The sequence below is a fragment of the Haloactinopolyspora alba genome, from assembly GCF_003014555.1.
Classification (GTDB): Bacteria; Actinomycetota; Actinomycetes; order Jiangellales; family Jiangellaceae; genus Haloactinopolyspora; species Haloactinopolyspora alba.
The window spans coordinates 84,540-104,400 of sequence record NZ_PYGE01000008.1; the positions used below are offsets into that span (position 1 = coordinate 84,540).

General features: G+C 70.4%; 17 protein-coding genes. 3 read left to right on the forward strand and 14 right to left on the reverse strand.

Annotation, left to right across the window (positions count from 1 at the left end; translation table 11 throughout):
* Positions 1 to 20 precede the first annotated feature (20 nt).
* The 4 genes from CLV30_RS12605 to CLV30_RS12620 form a co-directional block, all read right to left on the reverse strand.
* Positions 21 to 785 carry an SDR family NAD(P)-dependent oxidoreductase gene (locus CLV30_RS12605; protein ID WP_106537575.1) on the reverse strand — a complete coding sequence of 255 codons (765 nt, stop codon included), beginning with the start codon at positions 783 to 785 and terminating at the stop codon, positions 21 to 23.
* 20 nt (positions 786 to 805) lie between these two features.
* Positions 806 to 1,630, reverse strand: coding sequence for a carbohydrate ABC transporter permease (locus CLV30_RS12610; protein ID WP_205740673.1), 825 nt, complete (start codon positions 1,628 to 1,630; stop codon positions 806 to 808).
* Positions 1,631 to 1,884: 254 nt separating this feature from the next.
* On the reverse strand, positions 1,885 to 2,826 hold the full coding sequence (locus CLV30_RS12615; protein WP_205740674.1) for a carbohydrate ABC transporter permease: 942 nt from the start codon (positions 2,824 to 2,826) through the stop codon (positions 1,885 to 1,887).
* An 11-nt stretch (positions 2,827 to 2,837) separates the two neighbouring features.
* Positions 2,838 to 4,145 (reverse strand): ABC transporter substrate-binding protein, encoded by a 1,308-nt coding sequence (locus tag CLV30_RS12620; RefSeq protein WP_205740675.1) that lies wholly within the window; start codon positions 4,143 to 4,145, stop codon positions 2,838 to 2,840.
* Between the two features lie 243 nt (positions 4,146 to 4,388).
* Between CLV30_RS12620 and CLV30_RS12625 the strand changes: the two genes are divergently transcribed.
* Positions 4,389 to 5,438 (forward strand): LacI family DNA-binding transcriptional regulator, encoded by a 1,050-nt coding sequence (locus tag CLV30_RS12625; RefSeq protein ID WP_106537578.1) that lies wholly within the window; start codon positions 4,389 to 4,391, stop codon positions 5,436 to 5,438.
* 17 nt (positions 5,439 to 5,455) lie between these two features.
* Here the strand turns inward: CLV30_RS12625 and CLV30_RS12630 are convergent, their stop codons facing one another.
* The 6 genes from CLV30_RS12630 to CLV30_RS12655 all read right to left on the reverse strand — a co-directional run bounded on the left by CLV30_RS12630 (position 5,456) and on the right by CLV30_RS12655 (position 12,556).
* Positions 5,456 to 6,523: a type IV toxin-antitoxin system AbiEi family antitoxin domain-containing protein gene (locus CLV30_RS12630; protein WP_106537579.1), complete on the reverse strand. Its 1,068-nt coding sequence runs from the start codon at positions 6,521 to 6,523 to the stop codon at positions 5,456 to 5,458.
* 347 nt (positions 6,524 to 6,870) lie between these two features.
* Entirely contained in the window at positions 6,871 to 8,904 is a 2,034-nt protein-coding gene (locus tag CLV30_RS12635) for an iron ABC transporter permease (RefSeq protein ID WP_205740676.1), read from the reverse strand.
* On the reverse strand, positions 8,901 to 9,881 hold the full coding sequence (locus CLV30_RS12640; RefSeq protein WP_106537581.1) for an ABC transporter substrate-binding protein: 981 nt from the start codon (positions 9,879 to 9,881) through the stop codon (positions 8,901 to 8,903). The genes CLV30_RS12635 and CLV30_RS12640 overlap by 4 nt, the downstream gene beginning before the upstream one ends.
* Before the next feature lie 76 nt (positions 9,882 to 9,957).
* Entirely contained in the window at positions 9,958 to 10,764 is an 807-nt protein-coding gene (locus CLV30_RS12645; protein ID WP_106537582.1) for an ABC transporter ATP-binding protein, read from the reverse strand.
* A 99-nt stretch (positions 10,765 to 10,863) separates the two neighbouring features.
* Positions 10,864 to 11,406, reverse strand: a complete 543-nt coding sequence (purE, locus tag CLV30_RS12650) for a 5-(carboxyamino)imidazole ribonucleotide mutase (protein ID WP_106537583.1) — start codon at positions 11,404 to 11,406, stop codon at positions 10,864 to 10,866.
* Positions 11,399 to 12,556 (reverse strand): 5-(carboxyamino)imidazole ribonucleotide synthase, encoded by a 1,158-nt coding sequence (locus CLV30_RS12655; protein ID WP_240723238.1) that lies wholly within the window; start codon positions 12,554 to 12,556, stop codon positions 11,399 to 11,401. The genes purE and CLV30_RS12655 overlap by 8 nt, the downstream gene beginning before the upstream one ends.
* Positions 12,557 to 12,688: 132 nt before the next feature.
* Between CLV30_RS12655 and CLV30_RS12660 the strand changes: the two genes are divergently transcribed.
* Positions 12,689 to 13,216, forward strand: a complete 528-nt coding sequence (locus CLV30_RS12660) for a GtrA family protein (RefSeq protein ID WP_205740677.1) — start codon at positions 12,689 to 12,691, stop codon at positions 13,214 to 13,216.
* 10 nt (positions 13,217 to 13,226) lie between these two features.
* On the opposite strand, the gene CLV30_RS12665 is transcribed toward CLV30_RS12660, so the two are convergent.
* Positions 13,227 to 14,153, reverse strand: coding sequence for a hydroxymethylglutaryl-CoA lyase (locus tag CLV30_RS12665; RefSeq protein WP_106537584.1), 927 nt, complete (start codon positions 14,151 to 14,153; stop codon positions 13,227 to 13,229).
* 2 nt (positions 14,154 to 14,155) lie between these two features.
* The gene (locus tag CLV30_RS12670; RefSeq protein WP_205740678.1) at positions 14,156 to 14,941 is read right to left on the reverse strand and encodes an enoyl-CoA hydratase/isomerase family protein; all 786 of its coding nucleotides are present in this window, start codon (positions 14,939 to 14,941) and stop codon (positions 14,156 to 14,158) included.
* Positions 14,942 to 15,156: 215 nt separating this feature from the next.
* Here CLV30_RS12670 and CLV30_RS12675 point away from each other — a divergent pair, with 215 nt between their 5' ends.
* A complete protein-coding gene (locus CLV30_RS12675) occupies positions 15,157 to 17,988 on the forward strand; it encodes a glycosyl hydrolase (protein WP_106537585.1) in 2,832 nt (943 codons plus the stop codon).
* 66 nt (positions 17,989 to 18,054) lie between these two features.
* Here the strand turns inward: CLV30_RS12675 and CLV30_RS12680 are convergent, their stop codons facing one another.
* Together CLV30_RS12680 and CLV30_RS12685 are read right to left on the reverse strand one after the other, a co-directional pair.
* Positions 18,055 to 18,765, reverse strand: a complete 711-nt coding sequence (locus tag CLV30_RS12680; RefSeq protein WP_106537586.1) for a nucleotidyltransferase family protein — start codon at positions 18,763 to 18,765, stop codon at positions 18,055 to 18,057.
* Between the two features lie 78 nt (positions 18,766 to 18,843).
* The gene (locus CLV30_RS12685) at positions 18,844 to 19,848 is read right to left on the reverse strand and encodes an adenylate/guanylate cyclase domain-containing protein (RefSeq protein WP_170119643.1); all 1,005 of its coding nucleotides are present in this window, start codon (positions 19,846 to 19,848) and stop codon (positions 18,844 to 18,846) included.
* Between the last annotated feature and the right edge of the window lie 13 nt (positions 19,849 to 19,861).

Consider the following 19,861-nt stretch of genomic DNA (forward strand, 5'->3'; position numbering starts at 1 on the left):
GCGGGTCCAGGGGATCGAGGTCACCGGAACAACTGCCCTCCGTTGATGTCGACGACGTGCCCGGTCACGTACGACGAAAGCGGTGAGGCCAGGAACGCCACCACGCCCGCCACGTCACCTGGCGTCCCCTCGCGACCGAGCGGGATCCCGGCGACCATGCCGGGCCGTGCGTCGACCGGGGTGAACGTGTCATGAAATGCCGTCTGGCCGATGAAGCCCGGAGCAACGGCATTGACGGTCACGCCGTCGGGTGCAAGCTCCTTGGCCAGGCCGCGGCCGAAGCCGATGACGGCGGCCTTGGCCGCGGCGTACGCCACCGAGCCCTTGCCGCCACCGTTCTCGGCCGCCAGCGACGCCATCAGCACCACGCTCCCGGATTCGGAGCGGCGAAGGTGCGGAATCGCCGCACGGGTGATGGCGAATGTGCTGGTGACGTTGACATCCATCACCTCGGCCCAATGCTCGTCGGTCATGTCGGCCACCTCCGCCCGGCCGACGAGATGACCCGCATTGTTGACGACGACGTCCAGGCCGCCGAGCTCCTGCACCGCCCGCTCCACGACCTGCGTTCCCTGCCGCGCGTCGGTGAGATCGGCCGGCACCGACACGGCACGCCGGCCGTCGGCGACGAGCTCCTTGACGACGGCTTCGGCACCGTCCGCGCTCGACGCGTAGTGCACGGCGACGTCGGCGCCGCAACCACCCAGCGTTCGGGCGATCGCCGCGCCGATTCCACTGCCTCCGCCGGTGACGAGCGCGCGCCGTCCGGTCAAGTCGATCCGCATGAGTGTCCTCTCGATCGGGGTCATTTGATTCCGGCGTTCGCGAAGCCTTGGATGAAGTAGCGCTGAGCCACCAGGAACAGCAGGACCATCGGGACGGTGGCCAGCGTCGTCCCAGCCATCAGGTAGGCCCACGCAGTCGACTCCTGCTGCTGGAACACGGCCAAGCCGACCTGGATGACGCGCAGGTCGTCGCGCGTGGTGACCAGCAGCGGCCACAGGAAGTTGTTCCAGCTGTCCTGGAACGTCAGCAGGGCGACCGTCGCGATGGCGGGCTTGATCAACGGCGTGTAGACCTGCGCCCAGATCCGCAGCTCGCCCAGACCGTCGATCCGGGCCGCCTCCTCGAGCTCTCGTGGCAGCGAGAGGTAGAACTGCCGGAACAGAAAGATCGCGAACGGGCTCAACCCGCCCGGGATGAGCAGTGCCCACCAGGTGTTCAACCAGCCGCTACCGCCCTGACCGAGAATGTCGTTGCCACCGAAGAGCGGCATGAACTTCACGATCAAGAACTGTGGAACGATCTTCGTGTAGGTCGGGATCATCAGCATCGCGACGAAACCCATGAAAACGAACTCGCGGCCGCGGAACGGAATCCGCGCCAGCGCGTAACCGGCCATCGCCGCGAACACCAGCGTGATGCTGGTGTGCCCGGTGGCGATGATCAGGCTGTTGCGGAAGTACGTCCCGAACGGCGCCGCGTCCAGCGCATCGGTGTAGTTGCTCCAGACCCATTCGTCAGGCCAGAACGAAGGCGGGAAGGTCGCCAGGTCCTCGGGACTCTTCACCGAGGTCAGCACCATCCACAGGAACGGCACGATCATGGTGAAGGCACCGACGCCCAGCACGACGGTCAGGACGACGTTTCGGGCGCGTCCACGCTGGCGGGTCGTGGCCGGCCGACGCTCGGCGATACTCGTGTCCTCCGGTCGCGCTCGGCTCCTCGCTTGCTCCGCGGACGGTTCCGCTGCGCTCCGCCGGCCACTCCGCTCGCTCGTCCCCTCGCCGCTCGTATCCCCCGGTCGCGCTCGGCTCCTCGCTTGCTCCGCGGACGGCTCCGCTGCGCTCCGCCGGCCACTCCGCTCGCTCGTCCCCTCGCCGCTCATTGGTCGTCACCACCTGTCAACCGCCGGTTGATCACGGTGAGCACCAGCAGGAAAGCGAACAGCACCACCGACTGCGCACAAGCCAGACCCATCCGGAAGTCCTGGAACGCCGCACGGTAGACCTCGTAGGTCATCATCGTCGTCGCGTTCGCCGGACCGCCGTCGGTCAGTACATAGACCTGGTCGAACACCTGGAAAGCGCCGATGATCGACACGACGAAGACGAAGAACGTCGCCGGCTTCAGCATCGGCAACGTGATCGAAAAGAACTGCCGCACGCTGGACGCGCCGTCCAGTGACGCCGCCTCGTAGAGGTTCGGGTCGATGTTCTGCAACGCCGCCAGGTAGATCAGCATCTTCATGCCAATGCCCTGCCAGATGCCGACCAGGATCACCGACCACAGCGCCAGGTCCGGATCGTCCAGCCAGGCCTGGCTCGGCAGCCCGAAGAACGACAACACCGCATTGATCAGTCCGTACTGCGGGTTGTACATCCACAGCCAGACCATGGCGATCGCCACCGTCGCCGTTACCTGAGGCAGGAAGAACGTAGCCCGGAAAGCCGCCCGGAACCGGATCTTCTGGTTCAGGAACACCGCCACGACCACGGCGACGGCCATCGAGAACGGGACGGTGAAGAACGTGTAGACAACGGTGTTCCACGTGGCCTTGCGGAAGATGTCGTCGTTCCAGAGCTCGACGTAGTTGTCCAGACCGATGAACGACGGCGCCGAGAAGACCTCGTAATCGGTGAAGCTCAGGACGAACGTCGCGACGACCGGGATGGCGATCCACACGATGGTGTGGGCCACCGCCGGCATCACCATCAGCCAGCCGGCACGCCGCAACTTGCGTCCCGACGACCGCCGGCCACGGGCGGGTCGACGAGCCCGGTCCCGGACATCGCCGGCGGTCGTCTCGAGCGATTTCGTCGTCATGGACATCGACGTCAGCGGTCCATGGCCTCTTGTGCGGTCGCGGCGAGGTCGTCGAGAGCCTGCTGCGGAGTCTTCTCGCCGAGCAGCGCTGCCTCGATGGCCGGGGTGAACTCACCGCGGATCTCCAGCCACTGCGGCGGCCCGCCCTCGTTCTGCGCGTGTTCGAGGTTCTCCATCGCGAACTGGACCATCTTGTTCTGCCGGACGTACTCGCTGTCCAGCAACTCGGTCAGGGCCGGCACGTTGCCCCGCTGTTCGTTTGCAGCCAGTGCCGCTTCCGGGCTGGACAGGAACTCCAGCAGTGCTGCCGCCGCTTCCGGGTGCTCGGAGTTCGCCGACACGGTGGCGAGAGTGCCGCCGAAGAACATGCCAGGCTGCTCACCGTTGATCAGGAACGGCACCAGCTGGTCCGCCAGCTCTGGCGCGGACTCCTGCACCTGCAGCCACAGGTTGTTGTGCGCCAGGCCCATCGCCGCGCGCCCGTTGATCAGCGGATGCACCTGCGCGTCGGTACTGGAGAAACCGACGTCCTCGACCTTGTGCTCGTTGATGAGGTCGGTCATGAACTGCAGCGCCTCGACCGCCTCCGGCGAGTTGAACGTCGGCTCGGTGACATCATCGTTGAACAGGGACGCGCCGGACGAGAAGAGGAATACTTCGAACATCTGCCGCAGATCATGCGAAAGCATGTCGAACCCGGCGCGGGTTAGGGTGCCGTCCGCGTCGCGCTCGGTCAGCGCGATCGCGTACTCGCGCAGTTCCTCCCACGAACTCGGCGGCTTGTCGAATCCGGCCTCGGCGAGGATGTCCTTCCGGGCGACCGCGAAGCGCGTGTCCAACATGATCGGTACCGCGTAGACACCGCCGTCATACATGCCCGCCTGCACGATCTGCTCGGTGTAGGACTCCTTGAGCGATTCGCCGGTGATGCCGAACTCGGAGAGCTCACGCAGCACGCCCTTGTCGGCGAAACCCTCGATCCAGCCGACGCCCATCATCATCACGTCAGGGACCAGCCCACTGGCGACGGCCGTGGTGAGCTTCTCGTTCAGCGTGCCGTAGGTGGTGTAGTCCACGCTCACGCTCACATCGGGATACTGCTCGTAGAACTTCGGTAGAAGCTCCTCCTCCAGCAGTTTTTCGCCGTCGGTTCCTTCGTAGATGGGGGTGAGCAGAGTGATCTCGCCGCTCACCTCACCTTCGCCTCCGGCGCCGCCGGAAGCCTCGGAATCGTCACTGCCACAGGCGGCCGTGAACAGCGACAACGCGGCAACTGCCGCCAGCATCGCGCTGCCCGGTCGGTGTCTCCAGATCCTCATGTGCGCTGTGCTCCTTTCGCGGAGTCAACGGGCCAGGTTGCACGGCGGTCTCCGTGGGGGTTGGGCTGCCGTGTGGTGGTCTGGTGTAACGATGTACCGAAGATAGAGGCGACCTTCTGCGCCGTCAAGAGCATGAAATTTGGACTCTGGATACGCCAGGGACTAGTCTGACGGCGATATCACTTCATCGTTACACCGTGCGGCGTGACGAGGCGGGCATCGTACGAACACCGGAGCGAACCCATGGCAGAGGTCACCATCCAGCAGGTCGCGAAGGCGGCCGGGGTGTCGACCAGCACCGTGTCGAACCTGCTGAACGGCAGAGCCCACCGGATGTTGCCCGAGACCCGCGTTCGGGTCGAGAACACCATCGAACAGCTCGGGTACCGGCCCAACCGCGCGGCTCGTCAGCTCCGCACCGGGCGCACGCAGACCATCGGCCTGGTTGTGCCGTCCGTCGGCAATCCATTCTGGGGTTCGTTCGCGCGCCAACTCGAGTCGGCTGCTCTCGAGGAGGGCTACCACGTCCTGCTGTGCAACAGCGAGCGCGATCCGGACCGAGAACGCCGATACATCGAGGAGCTGTGGTCCGACGGCATCCGCGGCGTCGTCCTGTGCTCGTCCCTGCCATCCCTGGAGCACGTCGCGCCGGTGATGCAGCGCGGCCTACACCTCGTCGCCTTCGATCGCGCCGCGCAGGCCGACGATCCGGAGGCCCTCGTCAGCATCAGCATCGACAACGCTGTTGGGTCGCAACTGGCCACCGCACACCTCGCCGACCTGGGCCACCGGCGGCTCGCGTTCGTCTCCGGCGCACTTGGCAGCGTCAACCGCAAGGACCGCTACCGGGGGTTCGCGAACGCGCTGGAGCAGGCCGGCTTGTCCGTCGACAAGACGATCCTGTGGCCCGGCGCGTCGGACTGGCGCTTCGGCGACGTCGAGTCCGCCGAACTCGGCCGCAGGGCGGCGCATGAGCTGCTGTCCAGCGACACCCCGCCAACCGGAATCGTGGCGATCAACGACATGTGCGCGCTGGGCATATGCCGCGGCGTACGCGACGCCGGGCTGGAGGTCGGCACCGATGTCTCGGTGGTGGGCTTCGACGACATCGTCCTCGCCGACCTCTATGACCCGCCACTGACGACCGTCCGCCAGCCGATGACCGAAATGGCCGCGGCCGCGATCACTGAACTCAAGACCCGCGTCGAGGCTGGCGGCCCGACGCCTGGAAGGTCGCTGCTGCTGCGGCCCGAGCTGGTGGTTCGTTCCTCCACCTCGGCGCCTCGCAGCTGACGTAGCGACCGGCGTGTTCAGCCGCTCCAGCCGGCGGGCAGGACGATCGAGGCCGGCCGCGGCGATGGCCAGTCGCCCGGTCCCGGCTCGACCGCACCGACACCGGACACGTGCTTCCACCACCGGATCGGCTGCGCTCTGGCCGGGCTGTCCCGCAGCAGCGCAGCGAACCGGCCGGCCAGCTCAGCCCGGTCATGCGCGGCGAGATCCCAGCCGTAACGCACCACGTCCAACCCCAACCGGCGCAACCGCCACTCCCGCTCACCCTGCTTGGCGACGATCCGCGACGCGTCCGGACGGTTGTCGTACTTCACCGCACCATCGGCCTCGCTGACGACCCAGTGGTACGGCCACAACCCGTCCACCCGGAACTCCGGGCGCTCGGCACCGACCCAGGCGTTGGACACCGGCATCGGCAGATCGAACTCGATAGAGGTGAACCGGCCCAGCGTCTCGATCGGCGACTCCGCCAACGGATCCGCGTGCTCGGCGACCCACCGCGCCCGATGCACACCGGCCCAGCGCGCCATGTAGCCGACGGCGAGGTGCAGGTCGGCACCCGCACCCGCCGCCGCGTCCGCCACCACCAGCGCGTGCGGGATCGGGCTGGTCCGCGCCACCTCCGCCACCGCCCACTCCCGGCTCATCACACGCACCCGCCCGCGCCGCCGCGCCTGCCCGAGCGGAACCTCGACCGCACGGACGACGCCGTAGCAGGTCCGCTCGCCGTACTGGCGCAGCGCCTTGGAGCGCACCGCCTCCGGCAGCGCGGGCGGCACTCCCATCGTCGGCAGCTCCCAGGTCACGGCAGCAGACCATCCCGTGAGGAAGACGGGCGACTTCTGAGACATGGCAAAGGCACGGGCGCGGAGCCGGTAGCGATGCCACAACGAGGCGGCCGCGAATGCCTCACTCGAGGCGTAGCAGCCGGGCGACAGACGGGTCAGGAAGCCCGCTCGATGCAGCCGTCGCAACCGGCTGGGGTGCACACGGGCGGCTCCGGCGACAGCAGAAGTGACCACCCCGCCCTCGCGACCGAGGAGTTCGGCGATGTCGTACGGGATGGTGCGGATGCATCCGGGCATTCATGCAATGTGCGCCGCCCGTGCGACGTACGACAGGCCGCTCACCGGATCTGTGGACGAGTCACCCGGCATCGGCCGATCGAGCCGCTTCCTGTGGACAACGGACCCGTCGGGCGTGCCCGTCCCTCACCCGGCGTTGGTTGGCAGACCTCACCTCAGGGACCTGAACACACCTCGGTGAGAAAAACGACGCATCCGACACGAAAACCCGCGCCATCCGTCAGTTTTCTCACCAAGGTGCGCTCAGATCCCCACGGAACCGGCCAGAGGGAGGACGACCCACAAGCGGCCAGGACCGTCCTGGCGCGTACGGATCCGCCCCGAACGCCCCGCCGCCCCGGCCAGTGTCAGACGAGGCTGCCGCGGTTGGAGCGGCGCAGCAGCCAGGCCAGATACGGCGCGCCCACCAGCGCCACGACCAGACCCACCGGGATCTCCCGCGGCGCCAGCACACTGCGGCCCACCAGATCCGCGGCAACCACCAGGACCGCACCGAACATCGCAGCCACCGGGATCAACCGCCGATGCGACGGCCCCACCAGCGCCCGGGCCGTGTGAGGGGCAACCAGGCCGACGAACCCGACAGTGCCGACAGCCGACGCCGCACCAGCGGCCAGGACGGCACCACCGATCAACACGGTCAGCCGCATCCGCCCGAGCCCGAGACCCAGCGCACGCGGGGTGTCCTCGCCGTAGGCGAGCAGGTCCATCGACCGGCCCAGCGCTGCCAGCACGATGCCGACCAAGACGGGGACGACCAGCCAGCGCAGGTCCTCCACGCCGCGCCCGTACGTGCTGCCGGCCAGCCAGGTCAGCGCCCGGTTGACGGCCAGCTGGGCCTGCAGCGCCAGGACCGCGATCACCGCGGTCGCGAACGCGCCGACGCCGATGCCGACCAGCACCACCCTGGTCGGGTCGAGGCTCCATCCGCGCGCCTCCCGCCGCCCGGCGGCCGCCAGGAGCAGCACCATCGCGCCGACACCACCGGCGAGCGCCGCCAGCGGCAGCACCCACGCCGGTGCCTGCGGCGCGAGCATCAGCGCCGCCACCGCGCCGACACCGGAGCCGCCGGTGACTCCGATGATCGATGGCTCGGCGATGGGATTGTGCACCACGGCCTGGACCGCTACCCCGGCGACGGCCAGGCAGGCGCCGGCGGTGGCCGCGACGGCCATCCGGCCGAACCGTCCCTCGACCACGCCGTCGTCGGCGCCGCCGAGCCAGCCGGCCACCTGCGCCCAGGTCACGGTGACGTCGCCGACCTTCAGCGAGGCCAGGCCGGCCACGACCAGCAGCACCCCGCCACCCACCGCCAGCGGCACGAACGGCAGCCGCCGGCGCGCCACCACGGCCGCCTGGTCGTCGACGTTGCCGATGCGCATCCGCCGCGCCAGCAGGATGAAGATCGGGGCGCCGATCACAGCGGTGATCACGCCCGCGGGCAGTTCCCCGGTGCTGGCGCTGCGCAGGAACGACCGCGCCACGACGTCCGCGCCCAGCAGTAGCGCCGCCCCCAGCAGCGCCGCGGTGGGCAGCACGAACGCGTGCCGGAAGACACCCAGGAGCCGCACCGTGACCGGTGCGACCACACCGACGAAGGCGATCGGCCCCGCGACCGTCACCGCCACCGCCGCCGCGAGCACGGCCAGCCCGAGGGCGCTGAGCTTGACCCTGCCCACCCGTGCTCCCAGCGCCTGCGCGCCCTGGTCGCCGACCGCCAGCAGGTCCAGCGGGCGGACGAGCGTCACCGTCGCCGCGCCGACCGCCAGCAGGACGACGCCGAGCTGCAGCGCTCGCGTCGACGAGATGGCCGCGATGGATCCGTTGCCCCAGAAGAACAACCCCTGGGTGCTCTGCTCGAACAACACCAGCAACAGCGTGGCCAGCGACATCAGCGCCATCGTGATGGCGGTGCCGGCCAGCAGCACCCGGCCGCCGGACGTCAGTCCGCGCCGTCCGGCCAGCGCCCACACGGCCGCGGCCGAGACGAGCCCGCCGACGGTCGCGAGCCCGACCGAGCCGAACGCGCCCAGGTTCACGCCGGCGGCTGCCACCGCGACCACGGCCAGGTAGCCACCCGCGTTGACACCAAGGGTTTCCGGCGCGGCCAGCGGGTTGCGGGTGACCGCCTGGGCCAGCGCCCCGGACACGGCCAGCGCCGAGCCCGCGACCAGGCCGGTGAGCAGGCGCGGGAGCCGGCTCCCGGTGAAGATCGCACGGACCTCGTCGGACGCGTCGCCGGTCACGAGCCCGATCAGCTCGCCCCAGCCGATGCCCGAGCTGCCCTGGCCGACGTGGATGACCGCCACCACGAGCAGCACGGCCAGCGCACCGCACAGCAGCAGCGTCCCGCGCCCGCCCTGGCGCGGCGCCGGTTTCACAGCCCGAGCGCTGCGGAGACCTCGTCGAACACCGTCACGGCCGTGACCGGGCCGCCCCACAGCCAGGTGCCCGGGTCGATCGGGTGGACACGGTCGTTCTTGACGAACTCCAGGCCCTGGTAGACGGGGTTGTCCGCCAGCTTGCCGGTGAAGATGTTGTCGCCTTCCTGAGCGACGTAGATCAACGACGAGGACGGGTCGGCGTTCGTCAGCCCTTCGACGTCGGTGTCGGTGAGCCCGTAGTCGTCGGTCTTGCCGCTCCAGCCGTTCGTCATCCCGGCGCTCTCGAGCAGCTCCGAGGCCATCGTCGGCTTACCGAAGATGCGCACCGTCGCGGCGCCCTCGTAGGTGTAGCCCTGCGCCAGGACGAACGTCTTCGGCGCGTCCGACTCGGCCAGCGCGGTCTCGAACTTCTTCGTGCGCGCGTCGAGCTCTGCCAGGACGTCCTTGGCGGTGTCCTCGGTGTCGGTCAGCGTGGCGATGTTGGTGAACGTGTCGCGCATCGCCTGCAGCTGCCCGCCCTCCTGGCCGTAGAAGTCCGACGAGTACGTCGGCGCGATGTCCTGGAGGTCGGCGAGGTTTCCGGCGGAGCGGTCGTCGTCGGTGAGGATGAGGTCCGGCTCCAGCGCCCGGATCTGCTCGAGGCTCGGTTCCTGCCGGGTGCCGACGTCGACGACGTCGTCCGGCAGCTGCGGCCCGGCCGCGACCCAGGTCCCGTAGCCCTCGACGTCGGCGACGCCCACCGGCTCGACCCCGAGCGCCAGCAGGTCCTCGGCCAGCGACCACTCGAGCGCGACGACGTCGGTCGCGGGCTCGTCCAGACTGACCGGTCCGTGCAGCGTGTCGATGGACACGCCGCCGTCGCCCGCCCCGCCCGATCCGCCCGACGTCTCGGCGGTGGAGTCGTCGGAACCGCAGGCGGCGAGCAGCAGCGAGAGGCAGGCCGCACTCGCGGCGGCAGACGCAAGACGTCGCATGGTCGGATGGTCTCCTTCGTGATGAGCGTGCTGGTGGTGATGCAGGGGTGCGACAGATCGGCAACGCCGGGCGGGGTCAGCTCGCCATCGCGGCAGGCGCGGGCGATCCGTAGGGCAGGCAGGTGGGGCGGCCGGTCAGCGGATGCGCGACCACGTGGACGGGCAGGCCGAACGCGGTCTCGATCGTGGCGCCGGTCAGCACCTGATCGGGCGTGCCGGAAGCCAGGACGGTGCCGTCGGACAGCACGACGACCTGGTCGGCGTAGGCGGCCGCCTGGTTGAGGTCGTGCAGCACCAGGCCGACCGTGATGCCGTGCTCGTCGGCGAGGCTGCGCACCAGCGCGAGCACCTCGACCTGGTATCGCAGGTCCAGGTAGGTGGTGGGCTCGTCCAGCAACAGCACACCGGTCTGCTGGGCCAGCACCATGGCGATCCAGGCCCGTTGCCGCTCGCCGCCGGACAGCCCGTCGACGTGCCGTCCAGCGAACGCGGTGGTGCCGGTGACCTCCAGTGCCCAGTCGACGGCGTCGTGGTCGTGCGCGCGCACCCGGCCGAGAGCACCGCGATGGGCATAGCGGCCGTGGCCCACGAGCTCGCGCACCGTCAGCCCGGCGGGGATCGGTGAGCCCTGCGGCAGGAACGCCAGCCGGCGGGCCAGCTCACGTCCGCGCAGCCGGCCGGCGTCCTCGCCGTCGACGGTGACGGCGCCGGCCGTAGGGTCGTGCAGCCTGGCCAGGGTGCGCAGCAGCGTCGATTTGCCGGAGCCGTTCGGCCCGACCAGAACGGTCACTCCGCCGGGCGTGAGGTCGACGCTGACGTCGCGCAGCACCGGAGCGGAGTCGTATCCGGCATGGACGGAGTCGGCGACAAGCGTGGACGGCACGTTCGGCTCCCTGCTCGGCGACGGAAAAGCGTAAGGGATGCCTAATCTAACCCATTGGTGGCGACTCGCCCAACCCCCGGCCCGGCAGCCGGCCCGTGCTCAGCCGAGCCGGTCGCGCAGCGCCTCGCCCTTGGCACGAGCACCGGCGTCGAGGACCGACCGGAACGCGTCCATCCGTCCGCGCAGGTCAGCGTCGGAGGTGCCGAGAATCCGCGCGGCCAGCAACCCGGCGTTGCGCGCCCCACCCACCGACACCGTCGCCACCGGAACACCCGCCGGCATCTGCACGATCGACAGCAGCGAGTCCATGCCGTCGAGGTGCTTCAGCGGGACCGGCACCCCCACCACGGGCAGCGACGTCACCGCCGCCAGCATGCCGGGCAGGTGCGCCGCTCCCCCGGCGCCGGCGATCAGCACCCGCAGGCCGCGTTCGGCCGCGGACGAGCCGTAGTCCAGCATCGCCTGCGGCATCCGGTGCGCCGAGACCACGCCGACCTCGTGCGGCACGCCGAGCTCGTCGAGCGCGTCGCCGGCCGCGGACATCACCGGCCAGTCCGAGTCCGAGCCCATGACGATCCCGACCAGCGGCTGCCCGTCACCGCGCGCGGTGACCAGCTCGGTCGTGTCTCCCGGATCACTCATCGATCACTCCGCGGATGTAGTCGGCGGCGTGCCAGGCCCGCTCCCGCAGCACCGGAAGGTCGTCGCCGCAGGCGGTCACGTGCCCGACCTTGCGGCCCGGCCGCACGCCCTTGCCGTACCAGTGCACCCGCAGCTCCGGATCCCGGGCCATGACATGACGGTAGGTGGGATAGACGTCCGGCAGGTCACCGCCGAGGACGTTCACCATGACGGTGTACGGCGCGCGGGCGGCCGGGGAACCCAGCGGCAGGTCCAGAACCGCGCGCAGATGGTTCTCGAACTGGCTGGTCACCGCACCGTCGATGGTCCAGTGCGCGGAGTTGTGCGGCCGCATCGCCAGCTCGTTGACCAGCAGCCGCCCGTCCGTCGTCTCGAACATCTCGACCGCCAGCACACCGACGACGTCCAGCTCGGCGGCGACGGTCAGCGCGATGTGCTGAGCCCGGGCGGCGAGCTCGCCGTCCAGCCCGGGTGCCGGCGCCACGACCTCGACGCAGATCCCGTCGCGCTGCACGGACTCGACGACGGGATAGGCCACCGCCTGCCCGTGCGGCGAGCGGGCGATCACCGCGGACAGCTCACGTGCGTAGTCGACGTGTTCCTCGGCCAGCACCGGCACGCCCGCGCGGAACGGCTCGGCGACGGCCTCGGCCGGCGTGTCCGCGTCGACCGGCCAGACGCCCTTGCCGTCGTAACCGCCACGTGTGGTCTTGAGCACGATCCGCGGGCCGAGCTCGGCGACCGCCGCGGCGACGTCGTCCGGCCCGGTGACGACACGGTGTCTCGGGCAGGGCACGCCCAGTGCACCCAGCCGCGCCCGCATGACGCCCTTGTCCTGAGCGTGCAGCAATGCACCCGACCCCGGACGGACGGGGACGCCGGCGGTCTCCAGCGCGGTCAGGTGCTCTGGCGGCACGTGCTCGTGATCGAACGTCAGCACGTCACATCCGTCGGCGAAGGCACGCAGATCGGCGTACGACTTCTCGTCGGCCACCACCGGACCGTTGACCACCTGGGCCGCGGACTCCTGCGCCGAGGCGGCGAGCACCGACAACCGGACCCCGAGCGTCAGGGCGGCCGGTTGTGTCATCCGGGCAAGCTGCCCGCCGCCCACCATGCCGACCACGGGCCACGTCGCTTCGTCTCCCACGAGGGACGAGGGTACGTGACGGCCGTTGCCGGACCGTCGGCCAGTCCGGATGCCGCCAGCATCCGCGCAGGTCAACGCGCTGGCCCAGCGGCCAGTAGGACGAAAGTCGCATTGTGGCTTACCCTTGGCCGCGTGCTCGAGACCGCGCCGCCGCCGCGCCGCACCTCGCGACTGCTGGGTGCGGCGACGCGTGTTTGGTACGGCCTGCACCACCTGATCCGCGAGGCCACCAAATTCGCCACCGTGGGCGGCGTCGGCTTCGTCGTCGACCTGGTGATCTTCAACGCGCTGCTGTTCAGCGGCGCCGACGGCCGCGGGCCGCTGCACGACTCCCCGCTGTGGGCCAAGACCGTCTCGGTCGCCGCCGCCACCGCCGTGACCTTCACCGGCAACCGGCTGTGGACGTTCCGGCACCGCGCCCGTACCGGGCTGGCCCGCGAGTACTCGCTGTTCTTCCTGCTCAACGGGATCGGCCTCGGCATCGCGCTGGGGTGCCTCGGCTTCTCCCGCTACGTGCTGGGCCTGTCCGGCCCGCTCGCGGACAACATCGCGGCCAACGTGGTCGGACTCGGCCTCGGCACGCTGTTCCGGTTCTGGTCCTACCGCACGTGGGTGTTCCCGTCCCACGAGTCGCGCCGCCCGGCCACCGACTCGGCCTGAGGCAGCGGCGTCACGCCGAGGCCGTCGGCGCCGTGGTTCTGGTCCGGGGCCCGGCCCGCAGCACCTGCGACGGCAGCTGCCGCCCCATCAGACGCTCGGCCAGGCCGGCGACCTCGATCAGCGCTTCGAGGTCGACGCCGGTGTCGATGCCCATGTCCTCGAGCATGTACACGAGCTCCTCGGAGGCGATGTTGCCGGACGCCCCGGGTGCGTACGGGCAGCCGCCCAGCCCGCCCACCGACGCGTCGAAGTCGTCGACGCCGAGCTGCAGCGCCGCGTACACGTTCGCCAGCCCGGTGCCGCGGGTGTTGTGGAAGTGCAGGCCAAGGGGCATACCGGGCAGGGCCGATCGGGTTTCGCCGACCAGCCGCGTCACCCGCGTCGGGGTGGCCATGCCGGTCGTGTCGCCGTAGGCGAGCGAGTCGACGCCGGCCGCAGCACCACCGCGCGCCACCCGCAGCACCTGCTCGACGCTGACATCTCCCTCGTACGGGCATCCCCACGCCGTCGACACGATCAGTTGCAGCGTGGCACCGCCGGCGTGCACGAGCTCGGCGAGCTCGGCCAGCTCACCGACCGACTCGTCGGTGGAGCGATTGACGTTCGCCCGGTTGTGCGTGTCGGACGCCGACACCACCACCTCGAGGTCGGTGAACCCGGCGGCCAGGGCTCGCTGGGCTCCGCGCACGTTCGGCACGAGCGCCGAGTACGTGACGTCGGGTGCGACGGTGACCTGGCGCCAGACGTCGTCGGCGTCGGCCATTTGCGGAATGGCACGCGGGTGCACGAACGACACCGCCTCGATGCGGCGCACGCCGGTCCGCGACAGCGCGTCGATCAGCTCCACCTTGGCCGCGGTAGGGACGGGGTCCTCGCTCTGCAGGCCGTCGCGCGGGCCTACCTCGCGCATGCTCACCCGCTGCGGTAGCTCGTTCATCGTCACTCACCCGGCCAATCCGGACGCCTCTTCTCGTTGAACGCGGCGACCCCTTCCTTTCTATCCCCGCTGAACGCGGTGGTGCGCCATGCGGCGTCCTCGATCTCCAGCCCCGCCCGCAGATCTGCGTCGAACCCGAGGCGCATGGCGCGCTTGGAGCTGCGTACGCCGACGGGCGAGTGCGCGGCCACCGTGGCCGCCAGCTCGAGCGCGGTGTCCCGAGCCCCGCCCGGCGGCACCAGCCGGTCGGCGAGCCCCAGCCGGTACGCCTCCGCCGCGTCCATCCGCCGCGCGGTGAACACCAGGTCGGCGGCGCGCGACCACCCGAGTCTGCGGGTCAGCAGCTGGGTACCGCCCCCACCCGGGATGACGCCGACCGACACCTCCGGCAGCCCCAACGTCGCCGTCTCGTCCGCGACGATCAGGTCACAGGACAGCGCGAGCTCCAGGCCGCCGCCCAGCGCATGCCCGTGCACCGCGGCGACCGTCGGCACCGGCAGGTCGAGCACGCCGGTGAACGCCGCGCGGAACACCGGGCGCTGGCGGCGCAGACCGTCGTCGTCCAGCGTGTTGCGCTCCTTGAGGTCCGCGCCGACGCAGAACGCCCGGTCGGAGGCCGACGAGACGACGACGGCGCGCACGGTGGCGTCGTCGGCGAGCGTCGCGGTGGCCGCCGCGATGGCTCGGGCGTGCTCGGTGGAGATCGCGTTCAGCGCCTCGGCGCGGTCGAGGACCAGCTCGGCCACACCCGGCGCGTCGTCGGGCCGGAGGATCGTCACGCTGTTCACGCCGGGCAGCGTACGCCGATCACTCGGGGCCGGGTCCACGGCGTGTCCCCACTGCTCGTCGTGCCGGTTCCGCGCCCGTCGTGCCGTGGTCGCGCACCGGCCACGCACATAACGAATAGGTAACCCTCTTTCCAGTTGTTGACACAAAGAGTCACTGGCGGTGTGGTGTAACACGACAGCGCTCGCACATCTCGCTCCCGACAGAGGAGACGCTCATGCCCGGACCCTGTCGCCGCCCGCGCCGTGCACCGCTCGCCCGCGCCGCCGCCTCGGCATCCACCGCACTCGTCATGACGGCCGCCCTGCTGACCCAGGCCGCCCCCGCCTCCGCCGACCAGGTTCCGGTGGGCGCGGGCAGCTACACCACCGACCAGCCGGCCGGCACCAGCGGCCCGAGCGACCTGACCGGCGCCGCGGTCACCCCCAAGGTCACGCCGGACTTCGACCAGCCGGTCGCCACCAACGACTGGTGGTCGTCGCTGATCTTCCAGCGCTATCCGGACAACCCGTACGGCGAGAACCTGCACGCGCACCCGCTGACGTTCAAGGCGCGCGCGGGCGGACTCGAGATCGGGCACAGCCCGTCGCATCAGATCGTCGGCAACGCCAACAAGTACGAGTTCCCGCACCGGCCGGACCTCACTCTCGGCATCCAGGGGCTGAACGCCCCCAGCGCCCGGGTGGCCGGCTACAGCGACTGGACCGTCACCACCGACCTGTCCGACAGCACCCGCACCATGCGCGCGACCATCGGCCAAGGGCTCCCGTTCGCCTACGCCGACATCTCCGGCGGCCCGGCGACCGCGACGTTCACCTCGGCGCCGCAGGTGTGGCACGACGACGGCTCCACCGTCGGCGTGACGGTCGGGGACACACACTACGCGCTGTTCGCCCCGTCGGGAATCGCCTGGTCGCGTTCCGGCGAAACGTTCACCGCCGACGGCGCCGGGTACGTCTCCGTCGCCGTCCTCCCCGACCCCGCCGACCTGGCCACGTTCGAGCCGTACGCGTACTCGTTCGTCACCGGCAGTGAGCTGAGCTACGACTACGACCCGGCAGCCGCCACCCTCACCAGCCTCTACTCCGTCACCACCGAGGCGCGCGAGGGCACGGCCACCGGCACGCTGCTGGCGCTGTACCCGCACCAGTGGAAGGAGACCACCACCGGGCTGACCGGGCTGCGCTACGCCTCGCCGCGCGGGCCGATGCGGGTGGTCGAGGGCGGCCACTTCGTCACCGAGCTCACCACCCAGGGCATCCTGCCCAGCCTGCCGACCGTCGACTCCGCCGACCACGACCGGCTGCGGGCGCTCATCGACGCCGAGCTGAACGCCGACGACCCGTGGAAGGGCGCCGTCGACACCTACTGGACCGGCAAGGCGCTCGGCAGGCTCGCCCAGCTGGTGCCGATAGCCGACTCGATCGGATACACCGCCGGTCGCGACGGCCTGCTCGACCTGCTCGAGACCCGGATGGAGGACTGGCTGACCGCCGGCGGCGCGGGCGACGACGCCCGGTTCTACTACGACGCCACCTGGGACACCCTGATCGGCTACCCGTCCAGTTACGGCGCCGACCAGGAGCTCAACGACCACGACTTCCACTACGGCTACTTCGTCACAGCTGCTGCGACCATCGGGCGCTACCGCCCCGCGTGGATCTCCGACGACCAGTGGGGACCGATGGTCACCACCGTGCTCAAGGACGCCAACAATCCGGACCGCAGCGACACCCGGTTCCCGTGGCTACGCTCGTTCTCGCCGTACGCGGGACACGGGTGGGCGTCGGGGCACGCCGGATTCGCCGCCGGCAACAACCAGGAGTCGTCGTCGGAGGCGATGCACTTCGCCGCCAGCACCGCGGTACTCGGTTCACTGCTGGGCGACGAGCAGATCCGCGACCTCGGCGTGTACATGCACACCACGCAGGCCTCGGCGATGAGCCGGTACTGGCAGAACTCCGACGGCGACACGTTCCCGGCCGACTTCGCCCACGACGTGGTCGGCATGGTGTGGGGTGACGGCGGCGACTACCGCATCTGGTGGGACGGCAGCGACGAGGAGCACTACGGCATCAACTACCTGCCGATCACCGCCGGCTCCCTCTACCTGGGCTACGACCCGCAGCATGCCGCCGAGATGTACGCGTCGCTGGTCGAGCGCCTCGGGCGCGAGCCGCAGGTCTGGCGCGACATCCACTGGGCACAGCGCGCACTGTCGGACGGCGACGCGGCCCTGGCGGCGTTCGAGGCGCAGTGGCAGGACTACGAACCGGAGTCGGGCTCGTCCAAGGCGCACACGTACCAGTGGGTGTCCACGCTCGCCGAGGTGGGCCAGGTGGACACCTCCGTCACCGCGGACACGCCCCACTATGCCGTGTTCTCCGACGGCGCGACCCGCACCCACGTCGCGTTCAACGCCGGCGACGCCCCGCGCACCGTCACGTTCTCCGACGGCACCACGTTGTCCGTACCGCCGGGACAGCTGGCGACCTCGTCCGGCGCCGGCGGCGATCCCGGTGACCCGGGTGATCCCGGTGACCCCGGGGATCCGGGCAACGTCGGCGACGGCACGCTCCACCTGCGCGCCGACCACCTGTCGACACAGCAGCGCACCGTCGCGTCGACCGTCACCGTCCCCTCCGCCGACGGCGCCAACCACGACGGCACGCCGTACCGGCCCGTCGTCCTGGAGGCGACCGGACTCACCGGAACGCACACCGGCGACGGCACCGGCTTCACACTGCAGGTCGACTCCGGAGCGAACGTCGGCAACGCGGTCCAGGCGCGGGTGTCGTACGACCTGCAGGGCGACGGCACCTTCGATCGCGTGGAGACCTACGCCTACTTCGCCACGAACGACCTCCCGGGCTGGGAGGAGTACCGCGACGAGCAGGGGCTGCGGGACGCCTCGGGGTCGTGGGGCGATCTCGACAGCGGCACGGTCCGGCTGGAGCTCTGGAGCGCCATCGGGAACCAGACCAGCGACGTACTCGCCGACGCACCCGACGACCCGAGCTCGGTACTGTCGATCCCGTTCACGAGCTGATCGCTACTGCCCGTCCCCCATGATCATCGGCACTTTCCCGCCATATAGCCAGGAAAGTGCCGATGATCATGGGGAGGTGGCACCGATGTCCTTGGCGGCCTCGCTGACGTCCTTGGGCGTGTCGATGGCCCGCCAGTAACCCTCGATCGGGAACCCCGCGAGCCGGCGCTGCTTGGCCAGCAGCGGGAACGTACTGCGCTCGTGGTCGCCCACGCCAGGGAGCAGGTCCAGCATCTCGGCGGCGAACACGTAGATGCCGCCGTTGATCGGGTACGGCGACGGGGGCGCCTCGACGAAGTCGGCCACTCGCCCGAACTCGTCCACCTCGACCACGCCCCACGGCATCCGCGGCCGGGCCAGCCCGATGGTGGCCACCGCGTGCCGCTCCACGTGGTGCGCCGCCATGGCCTGCAGGTCGAAGCGGGTCCAGATGTCGCTGTTGAGCGCGAACCAGGTGTGCTCGGGCTCGGGCAGGTGCGAACCGGCGAACTTCAGCCCGCCACCGCGGCCAAGCGGTTCCTCTTCCACGACGACCCGCACGCGCAGCGGCTGACCGGCGGCGGCCAGATGGTCGGACAGGACATCGCTGAGATGCCCGGCGGACACGATGACGTCACGCACCCCGGCCTCGGCCAACCACTCGATCTGGTGGTCGATGATGCAGCGCCCGGCGATCTCGATCATGGCCTTGGGGACGGTGTCGGTGTACGGTCGCAGCCGCGAGCCCGTCCCACCGGCCAAGATCACTGCCTGTCGCACCGCCGCCGCGCTCGCCATGCCGCGGACCTTACCGGAATGCGATCGCCGCCGATCGATGCCGTCCCCGCCGCGCCCGGCGCATGGTGCGATCCGTCGTCAGCGGCGGGCGCTCACGGTGTACGTCGACACGGCGCCGAGCCCGCGCACCGTCGTCGGTGGCAGCGCACGCAGCGCGAAGCGCGTGTTGTCCGACAGCTCGTCGGCGGTCGCCTCGTCGACCATCACGGTGTTCCGTTCGGCCACCGCGGTCAGCCGGGCGGCCAGGTTCGTCGGCGTGCCGAACACGTCACCCAGCCGCGCGACGACGGGCCCGGTCGCGATGCCGACACGGATGTCCGGCAGCTCGGGGTTGTCGCCGATCTCCGCCACGAGCCGGCAGCCGATCTCCGCGGCGGTCTGCGGGCTCTCCGCGACGAAGACGACCTCGTCGCCCAGCGTCTTCACCACCCGGCCGCCACTGCCGAAGATGACGTCGTTCGTCGTGGCCTCGAACCGCTCGACCAGCTCGCCGAGGTCCTCGACACTGAGCCCGCGGGACAGCCGGGTGAACGACACCAGATCGGCGAATCCGACGGACGCGGGCGCCGCCAGCAGCGGAGCCTCCCCGATCCGCCCGATCGCGACCAGCCGGTTCACCGACGCGGCCAGCTTTCGGCGCCAAGCATAGATCAGCAGCCGTTCGAACTCCGGCAGCAGCTTCTGCGCCACCAGGTACCCGGAGGTGAGCCGGCTACCGGTGCCCTTGTTCCCGGCCTCGGCCTCCTCGACGATCTCGGCCAGCGTCTCGACGTGCCACTCGGCCAGCCGCCCGGTCATCCGGCCCAGCGCACGCACCATCTGCACGGCGGTGGCCTCGTCCACGACGCTGTCGCGGACCAGGTCGGCGACGGCTCGCAACGCCTCCATGTCCCACACGGTGAAGGCCTGCTCGTCGCCGACATCGGGGAATCCGAGCGCGCGCCAGTACCGCTGCGCCTCGGCGACGCTCAGCCCGGCGCCCTCGGCGACCTGCTCGCGGGTGTAACGGCGGGTGGCGCCGAGCAGCAGCCGTTCCAGTTCGTCGGGCGTGGGACGCCGCGACGGGTCAGGGGGAATGGTCACCGGGTTCCGTGCC

Excerpts from the sequence above, each read along its gene's own strand:
- CLV30_RS12605 (WP_106537575.1), bottom strand. The coding sequence starts at position 785 with ATGCGGATCGACTTGACCGGACGGCGCGCGCTCGTCACCGGCGGAGGC.
- CLV30_RS12615 (WP_205740674.1), bottom strand. The coding sequence starts at position 2,826 with ATGACGACGAAATCGCTCGAGACGACCGCCGGCGATGTCCGGGACCGG.
- CLV30_RS12620 (WP_205740675.1), bottom strand. The coding sequence starts at position 4,145 with ATGAGGATCTGGAGACACCGACCGGGCAGCGCGATGCTGGCGGCAGTT.
- CLV30_RS12625 (WP_106537578.1), top strand. The coding sequence starts at position 4,389 with ATGGCAGAGGTCACCATCCAGCAGGTCGCGAAGGCGGCCGGGGTGTCG.
- CLV30_RS12630 (WP_106537579.1), bottom strand. The coding sequence starts at position 6,523 with ATGCCCGGATGCATCCGCACCATCCCGTACGACATCGCCGAACTCCTC.
- CLV30_RS12640 (WP_106537581.1), bottom strand. The coding sequence starts at position 9,881 with ATGCGACGTCTTGCGTCTGCCGCCGCGAGTGCGGCCTGCCTCTCGCTG.
- purE (WP_106537583.1), bottom strand. The coding sequence starts at position 11,406 with ATGAGTGATCCGGGAGACACGACCGAGCTGGTCACCGCGCGCGGTGAC.
- CLV30_RS12665 (WP_106537584.1), bottom strand. The coding sequence starts at position 14,153 with ATGAACGAGCTACCGCAGCGGGTGAGCATGCGCGAGGTAGGCCCGCGC.
- CLV30_RS12675 (WP_106537585.1), top strand. The coding sequence starts at position 15,157 with ATGCCCGGACCCTGTCGCCGCCCGCGCCGTGCACCGCTCGCCCGCGCC.
- CLV30_RS12680 (WP_106537586.1), bottom strand. The coding sequence starts at position 18,765 with ATGGCGAGCGCGGCGGCGGTGCGACAGGCAGTGATCTTGGCCGGTGGG.